15 protein-coding genes are annotated in these 18,659 nt (G+C 35.9%); 3 read left to right on the plus strand and 12 right to left on the minus strand.

Translation table 11 applies throughout. From position 1 onward, the window contains the following. Positions 1-10: 10 nt before the first annotated feature. The 12 genes from BCU57_RS12505 to BCU57_RS12560 form a co-directional block, all read right to left on the minus strand. Positions 11-1,228, minus strand: a complete 1,218-nt coding sequence (locus BCU57_RS12505; RefSeq protein ID WP_102439072.1) for an outer membrane beta-barrel protein — start codon at positions 1,226-1,228, stop codon at positions 11-13. A gap of 27 nt (positions 1,229-1,255) precedes the next feature. Beyond that, entirely contained in the window at positions 1,256-2,656 is a 1,401-nt protein-coding gene (locus BCU57_RS12510) for an undecaprenyl-phosphate glucose phosphotransferase (RefSeq protein WP_102439074.1), read from the minus strand. A 9-nt stretch (positions 2,657-2,665) separates the two neighbouring features. Then, a complete protein-coding gene (locus BCU57_RS12515) occupies positions 2,666-4,120 on the minus strand; it encodes a phosphomannomutase (RefSeq protein WP_102439076.1) in 1,455 nt (484 codons plus the stop codon). Further along, entirely contained in the window at positions 4,113-5,546 is a 1,434-nt protein-coding gene (locus tag BCU57_RS12520) for a mannose-1-phosphate guanylyltransferase/mannose-6-phosphate isomerase (RefSeq protein ID WP_102439078.1), read from the minus strand. Before BCU57_RS12520 ends, BCU57_RS12515 begins: the two co-directional genes overlap by 8 nt. A gap of 98 nt (positions 5,547-5,644) precedes the next feature. Next, positions 5,645-6,382, minus strand: coding sequence for a WecB/TagA/CpsF family glycosyltransferase (locus tag BCU57_RS12525; RefSeq protein ID WP_102439080.1), 738 nt, complete (start codon positions 6,380-6,382; stop codon positions 5,645-5,647). A 5-nt stretch (positions 6,383-6,387) separates the two neighbouring features. Further along, a complete protein-coding gene (locus tag BCU57_RS12530; RefSeq protein ID WP_102439082.1) occupies positions 6,388-7,176 on the minus strand; it encodes a glycosyltransferase family A protein in 789 nt (262 codons plus the stop codon). After that, positions 7,173-8,393, minus strand: coding sequence for an EpsG family protein (locus tag BCU57_RS12535; protein ID WP_102439084.1), 1,221 nt, complete (start codon positions 8,391-8,393; stop codon positions 7,173-7,175). Before BCU57_RS12535 ends, BCU57_RS12530 begins: the two co-directional genes overlap by 4 nt. A 12-nt stretch (positions 8,394-8,405) precedes the next feature. Further along, positions 8,406-9,395 (minus strand): glycosyltransferase family 2 protein, encoded by a 990-nt coding sequence (locus BCU57_RS12540; RefSeq protein ID WP_102439086.1) that lies wholly within the window; start codon positions 9,393-9,395, stop codon positions 8,406-8,408. 1 nt (position 9,396) lies between these two features. After that, entirely contained in the window at positions 9,397-10,338 is a 942-nt protein-coding gene (locus BCU57_RS12545) for an acyltransferase family protein (protein ID WP_102439088.1), read from the minus strand. 89 nt (positions 10,339-10,427) lie between these two features. Further along, a complete protein-coding gene (locus BCU57_RS12550; protein ID WP_102439090.1) occupies positions 10,428-11,435 on the minus strand; it encodes a glycosyltransferase family 2 protein in 1,008 nt (335 codons plus the stop codon). Between the two features lie 137 nt (positions 11,436-11,572). Beyond that, positions 11,573-12,907: a lipopolysaccharide biosynthesis protein gene (locus BCU57_RS12555; RefSeq protein WP_102439092.1), complete on the minus strand. Its 1,335-nt coding sequence runs from the start codon at positions 12,905-12,907 to the stop codon at positions 11,573-11,575. A gap of 76 nt (positions 12,908-12,983) precedes the next feature. Further along, complete coding sequence (locus BCU57_RS12560) at positions 12,984-14,153, minus strand: nucleotide sugar dehydrogenase (RefSeq protein ID WP_102439094.1); 1,170 nt, start codon at positions 14,151-14,153, stop codon at positions 12,984-12,986. A 960-nt stretch (positions 14,154-15,113) separates the two neighbouring features. On the opposite strand from BCU57_RS12560, the gene BCU57_RS12565 reads away from it, so the two are divergent. Genes BCU57_RS12565 through BCU57_RS12575 form a run of 3 tightly spaced genes read left to right on the plus strand, consistent with a single transcriptional unit; the run spans position 15,114 to position 18,378 of the window. Then, entirely contained in the window at positions 15,114-15,806 is a 693-nt protein-coding gene (locus BCU57_RS12565; RefSeq protein ID WP_102439096.1) for a transglutaminase-like cysteine peptidase, read from the plus strand. 28 nt (positions 15,807-15,834) lie between these two features. After that, on the plus strand, positions 15,835-17,928 hold the full coding sequence (locus BCU57_RS12570; RefSeq protein ID WP_102439098.1) for a LapD/MoxY N-terminal periplasmic domain-containing protein: 2,094 nt from the start codon (positions 15,835-15,837) through the stop codon (positions 17,926-17,928). Then, a complete protein-coding gene (locus BCU57_RS12575) occupies positions 17,929-18,378 on the plus strand; it encodes a hypothetical protein (RefSeq protein ID WP_102439100.1) in 450 nt (149 codons plus the stop codon). Positions 18,379-18,659 lie beyond the last annotated feature (281 nt).

The following is an 18,659-nucleotide window of genomic DNA, read 5'->3' on the forward strand; positions in this document are numbered from 1 at the left end:
GCACCTATAATTACAAGGTCATTTCCGCAGTAATAAAGTAGATATTACGATTGTAATCAAAGCGCTCTTGTATTGACGTTTTGTCTGAAATATCAACACCTGCTTTTAGGGTCATCCAGCGCAACACTTCAAAATTGAACGAAACGCGATAAACATTGGTGGTATCTTCACGCTCAAAGCCTGTGTAATCGTCTTGTATTCGATCGTACCCGAGAGTGGTACCAAACAAGTCGCTCCAATCATGGTTCCATTTAACCCCGTAAGTTGTTTCGCGCACATAATCACCAAAGGTATCAGGGTCTTTACTGCCACTACCAGTAGAGAAATCAAACTGGCTGTAAGTCAGTGGTTTCCAGGTTAATTTGGCATCCCAAGCCACACCACTAAAATCTTCTCGTTCTTGATTATCAAAGGTTTTTTTCTGATAACCGACTTTAATGCTGCCTTCTGTTGTACTGGTCGCTTCCCATTCAACACCTAACTTTAAATTTTGAGTATCACTATCTCGATCCCCAGAAGGGTCGATAACATCATAAGCGGTTTGAATATTTTGATAATCCAGAAAAATACTCGTTGTGGCACGGGTATCATAATAAACAGTGGCACCTAACTTTATATTATCTTTATTACGATATTTGGCGATATCAGTGAAATAATTTATATCATCAAAGTTAGTATATTCCTTTGCTTCATATAAACCATTAACTCTGACTCTTGCAGGGGTTGATTTGGCACCATACTCATAATAACCACCACCTTGGTATAAATTATAAGTAGCAGGTTCTTGTTGTAAGCCTAAATCAAAGCCGAAATCTAAAATACCAGTACCACGAGCTTCATGATTATAAGAATATAACGCCATAAGATTAAAACGATTCGCTTGGTTTAATTCAACTTCTGCACGGGCTCTTAATAAGGCATCAAGATAGTTATCATCATTACTCTCGAAATAATCACCATATTCAATACCTGCATCAAAAGAGTAAATATTATTTCCATCTAACATCTGTGCCTTAACCGCGGGGGCGACAGTTAATATCCAACTGTCTTCTTCATCCGTTCTACTACTCGCTATATTGTCATCATATTTTATCCCTGCATTAAGAGCAGGAATAAAATCAACACCTGATTCTGTTGTTATCATACCGGCTTTTTCTTCTGCTAAGACATTTGACATTCCTGCAGCAGAGACGAGTAATACAGTAAATATACTAAGCTTTGTTTTCATTGTTATCACCTATTCCTTTGTGTGATTTTAATAAACATGTTTACCAAAAAAACCTTTGATGCATGTCATAAAGACTATTTTTACATCTAACCAAATAGACCAATTTCTTATATAAGCCAAATCAAATTCGATTCTTTTTTCCATTTTATCAAGTGTATCGGTTTCACCACGCCAGCCATTTATCTGGGCCCACCCCGTAATACCAGGTAATACCTTGTGCCGAAGCATGTAATAGGAAACTAAATGTCTATATTCTTCATTATGGGCAATCGCATGTGGTCTTGGGCCAACCACCGACATATCCCCCATGAGTACATTAAAAAATTGTGGTAATTCATCTAGCGAGGTTTTACGTAAAAATGCGCCAACATTGGTTATTCGTGCATCTCCTTTCTTCGCTTGAATAACCACATTACTGTTTTCAGTCACTGTCATTGAGCGAAATTTCCACACTTTAATTTTTCGCCCATCAAGTCCATATCTATCTTGCTTAAAAATAATAGGACCTTGGGAGTTTAATTTAACCGCGAAAGCAATAACCAATAAGACAGGACTTAAAACAATTAATGCCATAACGCTAAAAGCAAGGTCAAAACTACGTTTATAAAAGCGCATCATCCCGTTAACGGGTGACTCAAATACACTTAAGGTATCAACCTCGCCAACACTGCCTATGCGTGCATGCATTAAGTTTTTCAATAAAAAATCAGGGGTAATGAGCACATCAACTGTGCTGTCGCCTAGCGCTAAAATAATATCGGCAGTTCGCTGCTCCGCAATCATAGGTAAGCAAACATATAACTTTTGAATATCCCCTCGGCGAGCAACATCAACCGCATCATTCACCGTGCCTTTTAAACATGACAAATCTAAATTTTCGATACGATTTGGGTCTCTATCATCATAAAAACCCACACACTCGAAACCTAACTCATCATGTTTCTGTATTTGAGTATATAAGCGTTGCCCCGCCTCAGTTAAACCTACAATGGCTACTTTTTGGACGCTATAACCTTTTTTACGACGAAAACGTTTAAACTCACGCACACACAGTCGCCAACTCACTAAAGATATAAGTGTTAAGACATACCATCCTCCCACTGTTACCCGAGAATAAACTTCACTGTATTTAAATAAGAATAATAATAATGTCATGAGTAAAAAGGCGAGAGTTACATTTAAACACATAATTCTGCACATGGTAGAAAACCGCCCCAAGCGCCAAGAACGGTATAACCCTAAAGATTCCCCTATATAGCTATAAAAAAACAGCACCCCAATCAGCACTAATAAGTAGTCCTTATTGAAAGTAATATTATAGCTATGCATCATGATCATTAATGCGGCGGCAATAATGGCAATATCAAAGATACGCAATAAGAAACTAGAACGGGTACCGACAAATTGAAGTGTTGATGGACTTTCCATTTAGCTCACCTAATTAACTAACGATGCATTTAAATTGATGTTCAATAACTGATACAAAGTATGTTCAACTAATTGTTTAGCTTTGGATATAGAATCACTTTCGGCGTAACATCTAAATTCCGGAGCATTACCCGATGGTCGTAAATGAACAATATTGCCATTAGTAAAACTTAAGCGTAGTCCATCTGTAGAATTAACTTCTAATAATTTATTTTTAGATAGGTTTAATTGCTCAAGTAAATACTCTGGCTGCTGTAAACCTAATTTAACAATTTGTTTACTGCGTTCAGTATTAAAATCTGTCAAACGGTCGCTATGGGTAAAGCGTTGGGGTAATTGTGCTACTAATCCTGCAATAGAGTTAGAATCAGTCTTACTCAAAGCACTATGAAGTACCATCAAAACAGGCAATACAGCATCGCGAGTAGGTAGTGCAGTCAAACTATGTCCATTAACCTCGATAGTAGACTCCAGCAAGAAGCCCCCATTAGCTTCAAATCCAGCAATACGACTACTTTGCCTTTCTACCTCAGAAAACGCGGCTATCACATGGGGGGAGCCAATTTTAGTTCTTACGACTAGATCAAAATAGTGGCTTAGTTCTATGGCGGTATTACAGCTAACGGGTACAACTAATCCATCGATATCTAACGCCTTGGCGGAAAGTAACCCCAGAATGTCACCACGCAGCCAGTTACCTTGCTCATCAGCGAGCAATGGTCTGTCACCATCACCATCAGTGGAAAATAACGCATCAAGCTGATACTCGTGCGTCCACTCGATCGCTTTTTGACAATCTGCTTCACTAACTGCTTCAGTATCAATAGGCACAAAGGTATCACTGCGACCAATGGATATAACCTCGGCACCCAGCTTTTCAAAAATGAGTGGATATAAATCGCGCCCAGCACTTGAATGTTGATAAATGCCAATGCGCTTACCAGTTAACCATGGCGAATCAAATAAACTCACATAACGATCTATGTAATGATTTTCAGCAGCATTATCCACGGTAAGCAAGGGTAGTTGCTCTACGCAAGGATAATAATATTCACTATTTAAAATCGCTATTTCATCGGCTTTAGTAATCTCACCATCAGGCCGATAAAACTTTAATCCATTTCGGTCAAAGGGAATGTGGCTTCCTGTCACCATGATACAAGGAACCTCTTGGCTCATCGAAATACAGGCTAATGCTGGCGTTGGGATAACACCATAATAAACAACCTTTACATCACACAGCTCTAGAGCTGCAGCACAGGCTTGTGCCATCGTAAAACTGCTTGGACGATTATCTATCGCTATTGCGATTGTGTGAACATTAAAAGAGTCTTGCATGGTGTTTAAAAAAGACACTGTGAAAGCTGCGCAGACATCAACAGTGAAATCACATACCAAACCTCTGGCACCGCTGGTTCCAAAACCGATATGACTTGAAGCTATCACTTGTTTTGAATTAAGCATTTGATACGCCTTTTGTTGCTACACGGCCATATCTGTCTTCAAAGCGTACAATATCGTCCTCGCTGAGATAGGATCCCGATTGCACTTCAATTAATTCTAGAGGCACTTTACCTGGGTTTTCTAAGGCATGGATAACACCAACAGGGATATAAGTAGATTGATTCTCAGTTAATAAAATGTCTTGATCGCCATTGGTTACTTTCGCAGTTCCCGATACCACAATCCAATGCTCTGCTCGGTGATAGTGCATTTGCACTGATAACTTTGCCCCAGGCTTGACAGTAATTCGCTTGACTTGAAAACGATCACCATTATCGATGGAGTCATATTTCCCCCAAGGGCGATAAACTTCGCGGTGGTGTTGCCACTCGCTGCGTTCATGAGTTTTCAGTTGTTCTACAATATGTTTAACTTGTTGAACATCAGCTTGTTTTGAAACTAAAATCGCATCCTTAGTTTCAACAATAACCACATCATCTAAGCCGATAGTTGCCACCAGTTTTTCAGTGGCATTAACATAACTATTGTTGGTATCTATACCAATAACATCGCCTTTAAAGACGTTTCCATGGGGATCTTTATCTTCAACCTCCCATAATGCAGACCAGCTGCCGACATCGCTCCAACCGCAATCCATAGGCACAACCACTGCATGCTTGGTCTTTTCCATAACAGCATAATCAATTGAGTCTTCGGGACTTGTAATAAAAGCCGCTTCATCGACACGAATAAAGTCTACATCATGAGTAGTGTTGACCATTGCGGCTTCACAAGCGGCAAAAATATCAGGGCTATATAATTTAAGTTCTTGTAAATAAACACTGGCTTTAAACAAAAACATGCCGCTATTCCAATAATAATGCCCAGTGGCAATATAATCTTTCGCAGTTGCTAAATTCGGCTTCTCAACAAACTGAGAAACCTCAAACCCAAGCTCATCAGCGAGTAACTCACCCCGTTGAATATAGCCGTAACCTGTTTCTGGCGCTGTCGGCACAATGCCAAACGTCACTAATTGGTTATGTTCTGCTAGGGTTACCGCTTTGGTGACAGCCTCACAAAATGCGGTCTCATTCTTAATGACATGATCTGCGGCTAGCACTAATAATAAAGGGTCTTGCCCATTGCGAACCGCATACATAGCAGCAAGTGCAATTGCGGGGGCGGTATTTCGCCCTTCGGGTTCTAATATAATTCCGCTGTTATCTATATTGCCTAAACGAAACTGCTCAGCAACAGAAAAACGATGTTCTTCATTACAAATAACTAAGGGCGCTGAATGAATAATTCCATCTAGTCGGTTCGCTGTTGTTTGCAACATTGAATGATTATCTAACAAAGTAAGAAACTGCTTAGGAAATTGCTGGCGAGACAATGGCCACAAACGAGAGCCTGAACCACCTGCCATAATTACGGGTAAAATCATATTCAACCTCGATAAAAATTATTTTTACAGTGACCAATAGGGAATTTAACGTTAAAAAAGGAGCGATGAGCGTTACCAATCACTTTAATAAGGATTAATTAATGCTTTTGATGAATGTACTTTATGAATATCGGAAAAATTTTAACGCCATTAATAACATACCGACCAAATAACCTTCTTGGTGATTGCATTAATCTAAAAAACCATTCTAGTGATAGTTTTTGAAATATCACAGGCGCTCTTTTTTCCTCACCACTTAAAAATAAAAAGGAAGCACCAACACACAAAGCCAGACCTGAAGCACCTGCCTGTTTAAGTTTTTGGCATAGAATTTCCTGTCTTGGTGAGCCCACGCAAAGAAATATTAATTTAGCAGGATTGGCTAATACAAAATCAACACACTTACCTACTTCAATATCATCATCAATAAACCCCATCGGAGGATTATAATGATTAACTGAGCGTAACTTATATTTAGCTTTTACAAAGGATATAGTTTCATCTGAGCAACCAATAACTGTTATATCAAAATCTTTTTCTGGCAAAGTCTCTATGATTCGTTTGGTTAAATCACTACCTGGAATAACATCTCCGATATCAACCCTAGCCAGCTTAGATAAGAGATTTAAAATTCGGCTATCATTGACAGTAATATCAGCTTTATCATATATAGTTTTAAAGCTTGAATCAGAGTTGTACCTGATGACATGGTCTACATTAGGCGTAACTAGCATTGAATATTCACCATTATAATTAACAATATGATGAACCAGATTATCGGCTGTAAAGTCATTAAAATTCACACCCAAAAAATTATTCTTTTTTGTAAAATCCATTTTATTCACCTTATGAAAAAGTCAGTAACTTTAATTTTGTTAGAAAAAAGAAAGACTAACCCTACACAGGTTTTTCTTGCTGTAATCAGCATCAATGCAAGTGAGCTAAAGCAATGATTCTTTAACACGCCGAAAGAGCCTTTGAAGTATCGATATCTGAACTCAGCAATGGGATCGCGATGGCCAATTAGGTTTGAGTTGCTAAACCATATATATTTAGATAACAACATTGCTCTAATGGCAAAATCAGTATCTTCACCACCATTATTTTCACTGCCAACACCGAAACTCTCATTAAAACATCTCAATTCAGCGACAATCTGACTTTTATAAATAGTGGTGTTTGAAGACGCGTTTTGAACCAATTTATAAGCAGAATGCTTTTCAATACCACCAACAGCATCTATCGGGCTGGAACAAAACTTGGTATAAAAAAGGTCGCAATCATTGGTACTTACTAACCCTTCAAAATTGAGCCAAAAACTCGTAGGATACCAGCAATCATCATCGGGAAAGGAAATGTAATCATAATCACTAAGAAGATCGAAAACTCTCTCGATAATAAAATTTCTTGCTTTAGATAGTGAAATGATATCTTTAATGTAAAAGTGTTCGGCACAATAATTATCATTATTAGCGGGTTGAATCATTTCAGTCTGAGTGTAGTTTTGAAATAAAACAGCATGAAAGAAGACGGCCTCACTACTTTGCGAGTGCAAGCTATTAACTAGGCGTTTAAAGTCTGAGTAGTTAGTTTCATTATAAACGCAAGTAGTTATAAGTAACACTTTCATAAATCAATACCTAAATAATAAATGGGTGAATCAATAACAAAATCTAGAAAACTACCATTATATATATATGCTGTATAAGTAAGCTTCAGGTTGAAATAGGTAAAGCCTAAGATCAAACAAGAAGTAAAAATACTTAAATTAGCATTTTTGTAATATGAGAGCTTAGTGCTGAAATAATTAAAGATGATAAAATAGTTAAGCCACTTAAAAGAATCATAAAAGGTTAAAAATCTTAGAGGTAAAAAAGAACTAATATGACAAAACATCAGAGCAATGAATAACACCACTAAAAAACGGTAAACATTCCTATATTTTGAGTCATAAAAAAATACAATTATCCCACTAAAAATAAAAATACTAAAATCAATCAGTTTAACAACTAGACCTCTTGATTTATCTTCGAGATCTTCATAGTGACCACTAAGGTTAAAGTATACAGCAACATAAAAAATAGATAACAACACCGTTGCCGTTAGTAATAGCTTGTATGATATGTAGTTAATATTGTACAAACAAAACAATAATATTAGTGCGGCCATCAAAACCGTTGAATTATGAGTAAACACTGAAACAATAGAGAAAAACAAACAAAACCATGGCTTTTTTATATACATAAAATAAAAAGTCAGCACCAGAAACGAACTGGCCACCTGTTGTCTGATTAAATTATATGCATTACCAAAATCATAAAACACTAACATTTGAAACAAAACCAAAGAGCAACATATCAAGACATTTACTTTTTCGCGCTTACAGATCTCGATAATCACAAAGGTTGGAATCAGATAAATCACACAGTGTACCCAGAGAATATAAGCTGGATAATATCCATTGGTCGCTTTACTCGAGATATAAACAAAGAAATGATACAGGGGCTCACTTGCTTTCAATGACACGCTAGCCAGATCATCTTCAAAAGCATTAAAAAAACCTAATTCATAATCTGAAAAATTAGTAAAGTAAGTATAATACCATTCTAGGTCGTTACCCTTTACGAAAAACTCCCGATTAAAATTGATTAAAATAAAGAAAAACACAAGCGATATAGGTAGTAGCTTTACCAATTTATAGTTGTGAGTATAAACAATCAAAAAAGCACAACAAAGAAATGATAAAAAAGGAGTAAATATAGAAAACAATATTAAAACAGCAAAAACAAATGAAAACTTAACATTTAGAATACTATCATCATCGCTATATGATAAGTGACTATCCACAAGTACTCCTTGTTAATTACTATGTTTTATTTTATAAGCCATTCTTTTTATCAAGAAAGGTAAGCCTGTTACGGTTTTCAGTGCATAAAAAAATGATTTACCATTAATAAAAATAGCATTACCATCTTGCTCTATCGAATACAAAAATCTTTTGGTACCAATAAACCTTTTTTTAAAGGAGTTGAGTCTTGGCATCACTATATAATAAAAACAAAGATATTTTTTCCTATATAATATAATCGCTTTCAATCTCTGATACTCAGCATCGTCTAAATTAAGACTGTTGAGTAACTTTTCTTCATATTCAAATCTAAGCTTAACCGTCTGATAAGAACACGGTGTATTTGAAATTCGATACTCATCATGATCCACATGGATAAATGTTGGCTGCTTAAAAAACAGCACACTTAGCTTGCTTAAATGTATTTTAAGGATTAGCACATGGTCTTGGTATTTTTTACAATTATCAAAGCCACCAATTTGCATCAATGCTTTTTTTCTGCCCATAACCATAGGAGTATAACAGTTACCATCTTCGAGTAATTCAATCGGAGTGGTTCCCTTGAAGTGGCAGAAATCTAACTGATATTTTTTCCCATTAAACTTAGAGTACATATCACTGCAACAAATATCGTACTCGCTGTGCTCATTAAAAAATTGAAGTTTAGCTAAGGTTGCTTCAACAAGCAGCATATCGTCATCATCTAAAAAAGTGACGATTGAGGTTTTGGTTAATTCAATCCCTTTATTACGTGCTATACAAGCGCCTGAATTATCATTTAAAGCATAATATAATAAGCGGCCATTAAACTCAGGGGCTACGTTATCTATTAGCGCTTTAGTTGAAACCTGGTTAGGTGTATCTAGTCCATTATCATCTATCACCACAATTGATATATCTGGATGCTGACAAGAATGTATTGATTTTATAATCTTTTCAGCTCTGCCATAAGTAGGGATCACCACGGTCAACTTGTTAACATCATTGTCTTTATCCAACATACTACCTACCTAACACGTAATGAGTCATCCAACTATTACTACTTAATAGTTTATCAATAACAATAGAGCCTGCGATGCCTGCTGTAAGCCCAACCATAAAAACTAAACTCGTATTTAATACATCAAAATAATTTAAAAAAATCCGGCTTGATGCCGTAAAGAACACATGGAACAAATAAATAGAAAAAGAATAAACTCCAATGTACGAAAGCCATTTCATCTTTATTTTCAATAAAAACAGAGTAAAACAAAAGCTAAATCCAATGCCAATTCTTAATGCTCTGTCATCGAAGTCAAAGTATAACGATAACCCGTAAGACACCAGTATCGCTAAACTAACAGTTGACATTTTTTGCATAGCAGAGGGGAACCTTGAGTTCATCATGCCAAATAAAAAGAATGGTAATAAGTAAAAAAAACCATCTAAAGATAAATAGTTAACATCAACGCCTAAAAGGTAAATAACGATAGAAAGAACCAAAATAAAAACAGACGTTAGATAACTATTGAGCAGATTAAAAAACTCAAACAAAGTAACTAAACAAAAAACTAAAAAAATCGCCTCTAAAAACCAATAATGGCCGACAGGAATAATATGCACAAGCCAAAAGTTTATCGTTTCTCGATTAGTCCCTGGCACATAAAACTGTAACAAAGCAAACAAAGTTCCAACCGTTAGCATAGGGTATAGCAATCTTGCCGTTTTCTTTTTTAAAAAAGGAATAAAATTGCTTTTTAAGGGTCTCATACCATATATGAGTCCTGATAAAAATGAGAAAAGCGGCATACGAATATAAATAAACACATCATTAATATCACGTAATACGCCTGAGTCTATTCTCATTCCTTGCGTAGATGAAGATCCAATTACGTGATAACTAACTAACAATATACATGCCAACCCCCGTAACGTGTCAATTTCAAGCTTTCGACTAGCCAACATAATTAAATCCTTATGTTAAAGCATCTTACGAAAACAAATTTCCTATAAATCCATTTAAAAGATAAATATTGTTCATTAAAATAATGCTATCAACTAAAAATTATCATTTCACATTCATATAAAAACAAAATAGACAATGAGCAATAAAATGAATATTTTTTATACTTGCTACTCTTTGAAGAATCTACAACGGGTTTAGATAAAATCCTGTTTAAAATCAATCTTGGATTCTTAATATAATTCTTATATGACTGGGGAAAAAAAGGTAAATGACCTTTCGAAAACGCAAACAAGGTCGACAAAGCCAAAGGGGGATCTATTTTATCTCCTGCCAAATTAAATACTGAGATAACTGAATGATTTTCGGTATTTATTTTTTCATTTATTATGTAGGATGACTCTCTCAAAGCCACCTCAACTCTAGAAAAAACAACCTCTTTTGAACGGTTAACAGTTAAGGTACCAACACCTCTGGTCACACAATAAAAAACTTCATCCAACACACTAATTTTATTCGCTTTACTCCCTGACACTAAAGAGAACATCACATCATTAGATGCTAAAACCTCATCAAAGCGAACATTATTCTCAACTAAGAATTTACGTCTAAACACCTTGCTCCAGGGGACATAAAATTTATAGCGGATATCTTCACATTCAGACTGTAAATAGTTATCAATCAATTTAGCATATCGAACATGCCTGTCTGACTTTTCTTTTTCAACCAAACAAAAACTGGTTGGTTTAAAGTAGCAAATGTCACAATCTTTTTTAAGACCAGAACAGATAGTATCAAAAGCATTATCTACAAAATAATCATCGGAATCAGCAAATATGATAAATTCTCCTTTAGCATGCTTTATCCCAATATTTCTTGCCGCGCCAGCACCTTTATAACCTGATTCATTAGTCAGCACAGTCAAGTTTTCATAATGCTTAACCATAAACTCATCTATATAGTCAGTCACTTTCGAATGACTATTATCATCTACAATTATAACTTCCACATAGTTTTTGGAAGGTATTGTTGATAACAATTTATTCAAACCATTGATATTGTTATAGTGAGGGATAATGACTGTATATTTATAACTCATTTGCTAAGCCCTTTACCTATCTTTAATAGTGCTAAATAAACCATTAAGAACCCATTCAAATAAAATGCATATTGAACATGTAAAGTAAAACGGAGAAAAATTAAAATAAATCACTGACTGACACCAAATATTAATAATCAAAAATTAGTCGCTAATACAAAATTTGCAGCTAAAATAATTACACTGCTGATAACCCCGTAGGATATCGTACCAAATACACTTGACAGGCCTGAAGGAAAAATATGTTTACTCATTAGTAGGTAGCATTGAATAAAATTAATTGTAAAACTGATAACTATTAACCAACAAAGCGTTTCTAAACCACCTAAATATACCCCGATAACAATGGCACTTACGCTGGTGATGGCATGGTAAAAGCCGCATTTCAATAATAAATCTGCTCTACCCGCAGCTTGGTAAAAACCACCACTTGAACTAATAACTACTTGAGTTGGAATTGAAATAGAAAGAATTCTAAGCAATATAGATACATCCCCCCATTTATCACCAAGTAAAATGAACACGATTTCATCGGCAAAGATACATATTAATATTCCGACTAAAGCACCAAGCAATGACATATATTTAGTAAACTTTATATGTAACCGTTCAAATTCAGGAGGGCTTTCTCTAAGCTCCTTCATAACAGGTTGTATTGCCGGCGCCATTGCAAATGTTAATATTAACAGTGGGTATCTCATCAATCGATAGGCTTTATCGTATATCCCTAGGCTTGTTGCACCTAAGTACTTACCCACTAAGATATTATCTAAATTTTTTGAAAAGTAGTTTAAAAAATTAAAGCCGGCTTGATCCTTTGAAAAAGCCAATATTTTTTTAACATGGCCTAATTCTCGGCCAAAGTGCGGAATACCTTCTTCTGTATTCTTAGCGGCAAACAGTATCAAAATATATCGAAAAATTGAGACGACCAAAGGCTTTATCGCTAGCGCCCATATAGGTTCAAAATAGTCTAAAGTGAGCAGTAAAAAGACAACGGAAATGATCTCTGCTATTGCTTCACATCGCGCTATGGTAATAAATTTTTTCTCTCGGTTTAGTGCAGACATCGGCACTATAACCGAGGTGTTAAACACAATACTAATGCCAACCGGAATAACTAAATATTGATATATGTCATCACCATAAAACCAAGCAATAAGTGGAGATATGATAAAGAAAATTACAGAAACCGCAGCACCCAAAACCCAAGTAAAACTGTAAATACCATCGCGCATCTGCGTTGATATTTTGGATTCATTAATTAAAGCAGGCCCAAAACCCATCTCGCTTAATAGGGCAAAAAATACAGCAAATACTTGAATAACAGCAAATATACCAAAAGTTTCAGGTGTAAATATTCGCGCTAGTATCATCATTGATAGTAACTGCACTAAATACACTAAGTATCGACCTGTTACGCTATAGAGCATTGAACTAGCTAATTTTTTCCCATTTGAAATTTCAGGCATGAATCACTTTTAGTCCTTTAACAGTACCGAGGTTAGTTGCTCTTTCGTTTCAAATATTCACAAAGTTCCAAAGCGACTAATAGTCATTGCCAAACAAATCTCGGGTATAGACTTTTTCTAATACATCATTTAAATCGGCTGTAATTCGATTAGATACAATCACATCCGCACTAGCTTTAAATGCTGCTAAATCTCGGTACACTGGTGAGTTAAAAAACGTATCTTGCTCCATAACAGGTTCATAAATAATCACTTCTATGCCTTTACTTTTAAGGCGCTTCATCACGCCTTGAATACTTGAGGCCCTGAAGTTATCTGATCCTGACTTCATGATTAATCGATAAATACCTACAGTGTTAGGGTTTCGCTTTAGAATAGAATTAGCAATAAAGTCTTTTCGAGTGGTATTAGAGTCAACAATTGCTGTTATCAGATTATTTGGCACATCAGCATAGTTAGCTCGCAGTTGTTTAGTATCTTTTGGTAAACAGTAGCCGCCATAACCAAAAGAGGGGTTATTATAATGATTGCCAATACGAGGGTCTAAACCTACTCCATCGATTATCTGCTTGGTATCTAGGTCAAGGGATTCTGCATAGGTGTCTAGCTCATTAAAATAAGCCACTCTTAAGGCTAAATACGTATTTGAGAATAGTTTGACCGCCTCAGCCTCTGTCGACTCGGTAAACAAGACTTTGATATCTTGCTTTAATGCCCCTTGAACCATTAACTCAGCAAATATTTCAGCGCGTTTACTCTTCTCTCCCACAATTATTCTTGAAGGATATAGATTGTCGTACAGTGCTTTTCCCTCACGTAAAAATTCCGGTGAGAAAATAATGTTATCGCAATTTAACTTTGCCTTTATCCGTTCGGTATATCCAACTGGCACAGTAGATTTTAAGATCATCACAGCGCTAGGGTTAATCGAAGTCACTTGTTCAATAACCATTTCTACAGAAGAAGTATTAAAATAATTTGTTTGAGGATCATAATCCGTAGGAGTGGCTATAATCACAAAATCAGCACCTTGGTAGGCGCTGACTTTATCTAAGGTCGCTGTAAAGTTTAACGATTTATTTGCAAGAAAATCTTCAATTTCAGTATCGGTAATTGGCGACACCTTGTCATTGAGGAGGTTAATTTTGGACTCAATAATATCTACAGCAACAACCTCATTGTGTTGAGCAAGTAACATAGCGTTCGATAAGCCAACATAACCTGTACCAGCAATTGCTATTTTCATTTAAAACAACACCCTTTTTAACATATAAGTTAATGTTTTTTTTGTAAATCTTATCGGTAGATTCAATAGCAAAAAATTATAATTCCACATATCTCTAGATGGCTTTATCCACGCTACCGCACTGAATTTTAGCTTCCAGATTGCTATAAAAGTTATGAATAATTTAGCTAATAATTTACAAATTTGATTGGTTGTTAGGACGCTTCAACTTTCAAATCCAACCAGAAAACTTAGCAACAAATGAAAGTATAGACACTCACATGAATCTCGGTACAAAGTATGAAAATCAAAATTGATCTTCATTAAAGTCTACGCCATCTAAGTTAATCGGCTTCATCAAGCCCACTTAACAATGATGTTACATTGAAGCATACATGAAACCCCTGTCAGTTTTTTGAAACCCTATAACCTCAATTCAAAAATCAACCTAAAGTAGCCTAATTACTCACCTCGGTATCAAACTAAGTACTATTACTGCGAACCAAGAATAGTACTTTAGTATAGGTCACCCTTGCACTTGGTGGATCCTCAGAGCTTAGAACGCATCCATCTATGCCTGAGGCTGCTGTATTTGGGTGCAATATTAACTTTAATAAACACCAACCACTTAGGGGAACTAAAGCTAGCAACAACAAAAAACGGTTAAATACAATAACTAAAAATCAAAATTAAGCGTGTTAAGTAATAATTATAAAATAAGGCCATTAAATCGCCCTAAATAGCTGTACATAATTCAATCAAGATCCGTGCCAAAAACAAAGCAAGTTAGTAAGTACCAACAAACAATGTAACAATTTTGCAATAGTTTAGTCCCTAGAAATCTCGGAGCTTAAACTTAGAACACTGCATGAGGCACCTAATTAAATACGTCATTATATTGACGATCATTAAGGCCAACTTCGCTATGATGAAATTTACAGATCCCTTATTGCACATTTTTGCTACAGTTTTAGCATCTCTATGGATAGGTTGGGTGAGAAAATTAATTCATTGCGTGTTGATTTGAATTGGCAACGCTATTGGCTGTTAATACCAATAGTGTTTTCTGCTGTTTGCTTTTCAACAATGAACCACAATATTTTTTCTGGCGCGTTTTTTACTCAAATTGAACTAAAATATGGACTTAACAGAATCGATGACTTTCATAAGTGGCAATCAATTATTGAAAAGGGAGCTGAGTTTTCTGACAGTGAACGCTTGCACTTGGTTAATCAATTTGCCAATCGACATATTAATTTTGTCAGCGATATCGAACATTGGAATAAAAATGATTACTGGGGGACACCGATAGAGTCATTGGGCACTAAAGGTGGCGATTGCGAAGACTTTGCAATTTTTAAGTACTTTACTTTAAAAGCAATGGGAGTCAGCGAAGAAAAAATGCGCTTAATGTATGTTAGAGCGTTATTAATTGACCAACCACACATGGTACTTATTTATTTTGATAACCCTAAGGCCATGCCCTTAGTATTAGATAATTTGACAACAAGCATTAAAAAATCAAATCAACGGACTGATTTAAAACCAATTTACTCATTTAACAGTCAAGGCTTATGGTTAACTAAAGCACGGGGATTAGGTTCAAATCGCCCTGTTAGTACTGGCTCTAAAAGTTGGACAGATCTCGTTAATAGAATAGAGAATGGTGAATAACATGCGAAAATGGAATTGGAGTCGCTGAATGGTAAACAAAGGAATGTCGCTAAAATTACAAGTATTTTTACTTATTAGCTGCTTAACAGTTTTTAGTTTCAGTTTTGGTTTATATAACAATATCTCGACCATGAGAGACTATTTAAATGAACAACTTGCTTCTCATGCTCAAGGCGCGGCACATAGCTTAGGGCTTTCAATTTCGCCTTATATGAACGAGCAAAACCTTGTTGTTGCAGAAACAATGACTAATGTCATTTTTGACTCGGGTTATTATCAACTAATTCAATTTACTGACATCGATGAAGTTGTTCAATTTAAGCGAACGATTGATTTTCCCACTTTATCTGTGCCCAATTGGTTTATGGCCAGTTTTCCATTACAACCTCCCATAATGACCAGTGAGGTAAGTGATGGTTGGCGTTTAGCCGGGCAGTTATCAGTGCAGTCCCATGTTGGTATTTCCTATAATAACTTATGGCATCATGCAGTAACGAGTCTCACTACCACTTTTATTCTATTAATTATTACCTTATTAATCGCTTACTTCATTTTAAAAGCAGTACTAAGACCGCTAAAAACCATTGAGCAACAAGCCAATTCAGCGTCAAAAAAACGCTTTATTACCAACCCAATTATTCCTTTTACTACAGAGCTTAAAGCGGTCGTCGATGCTATGAATCAGATGATTGCTAATATTCAGCGGGCCTTTAAAGAACAAACCCAACTTGCTGAAAATCTAGCAAAACATGCCTACATAGACTCTTTAACAGAATTACCAAACAGACGCGCTCTATTAAAAAATTTCGAATCGATTCAATCAACAAATACACCACAAAAAAATCAGTTCTATTTAGGCTTGATAGCCCTGCCATCGCTAAAAAGTATCAACGATAAACAAGGATATGCCGCCGGTGATGCCTATATTAAGTTAGGGGCCAATATTATTAGCAAGCAACTTAATCAAATCACCGAAATACAGCTTTATCGAGTTTCTGGGTCAGAATTTGCTTTTCTATCGCCATTAACAGAGGATGCTGTCAAATTAGTCCATAAGCAATTAATCGATATTTTAGTGGCTAACAAAACAGAACACGACGTTGAAGATGGTTTTGCAAAATATACAGTGACTTGTATTGGTGCCAATGAAAGCTTTAGCGACACACTCAAACGATTAGACTCTCAATTAACCACTAACCCATATTGCGACAAACACGCTGAGTTAATACTGTCACAAGCTGACAATAGCCACCATACACGGGAAGAATGGGCTCACATTTTAACTCACTTTACTGAATACTTTATCAACGAGCTTAAACACTGCAACCAAGATAATTTTGAGCTTAAATGTATTCCTTTAGATGACTTTTTTGATTTACTGCTACAACCGGTAGTCGATAACCAACAATCAATTATGTATGTTGAATCCTTTGTGGGCTTTAAATTTAATGGAGAGTCTTTACCCACACTAGATGTATTTTCCATGGCCGATAAATTGGGCGTATTACTTGAGCTTGAGCAAGCAATAACTTGTTTCATCTTTTACAAATTAACACACATAAAAAAAACACCCATAGCTATTAATATTAGCAACCAAGCGATACAAAGCTCTGCTTTTACTCATTGGCTATTTAATTTATATCAACTACAACAAAAAAAACTTCCACCACTTTTGTATGAAATTAAAGAATCTGGCGTGATACTTTCGTCAGCTGTTACAACCTCATTTATTAATAAAGCTAAAGAATTAAAAATTGATATTGTCATTGAAAACTTTGGCTCAAACTTAAACTCATTTCACTATATTCGTAACTTAAACGTTGATTTTACTAAATTAGATCCTTGCTTTGTACATGATATAGATCAAGCTGACACACGCTTTTTTGTCCAGACAGTTACCCAAATATGCCATGGTATTGGATTAAAAGTCATCGCTGCGCAATTGGAAACACCAGCCATGATAGGCATTTTTTCCAATATCCATGTGGATGGTCTTCAAGGCAACGGTTTGTATGCTGTTCAAAATTTGACTACTCTTATACCAGTGACATTAGATAGTTCATGGAGCTGTACTTTACAACTCAGTGACTTTTGTCCCCCATCAAACCATGAGGCAGAATAAATGTACCCTAACAAATTAACGCTCATTTTAATTGCTGCAATATCTTCAACGGCGTTGTCAGCAGGAGCATATGCTGTATCTAAAACAGATTTTACCAATGGCGTTCAGACAGCTGCTAATTCAGGGACAAGTTTAGCTGATTACACGCTCACTCAAATGCAATCATCACCTGCAGAACAAACCAATATCCTCGCTTTTGCTTTACAGGCGACTTTTGGCAAAACCGCAACTATATTAGAAGTGCTTAGTGCTGCACAAACTGCAGGAATGAACGCTGATGATGCATTGGCTATCGCTATTGCAAATGGTATAGACCCTTCAATTGTTGCAGAGGTCTTTGAGGAGACACTCACTGCCAGTGGTGGCACATTTGGAGCAGCTCCAGCGCCTGGTGCTCAGGGTTTCGGTGGTGGCTCTGGTGGTGGTGGAGTAACGGCTTCCAGCAACTAATTAGTGTTTATCAAGCACCCTTGCCTTTTATAAAGAACTTGGGTGCTTTTTTATAGCTATTATTAGTTAAAAATAACCGCGATTAAATTTAGCTCATTAACGAGTATTTGTTGCTTAAACTGCAATGAAACCCTACAAACTCATTATCATGCAAGGGGTTGGACGTATATAAAAACAATGGATTATTGTTTATTTCTAGTAATCCTTTCAGCTAACAAACTCTCAACTAATCCTCTCAGCTAATAACCTGTTAGCAAATAATCTGTTAGCAAATAATCTCT

It is taken from the genome of Shewanella sp. 10N.286.48.B5, from assembly GCF_002874355.2.
Classification (GTDB): domain Bacteria; phylum Pseudomonadota; class Gammaproteobacteria; order Enterobacterales; family Shewanellaceae; genus Shewanella.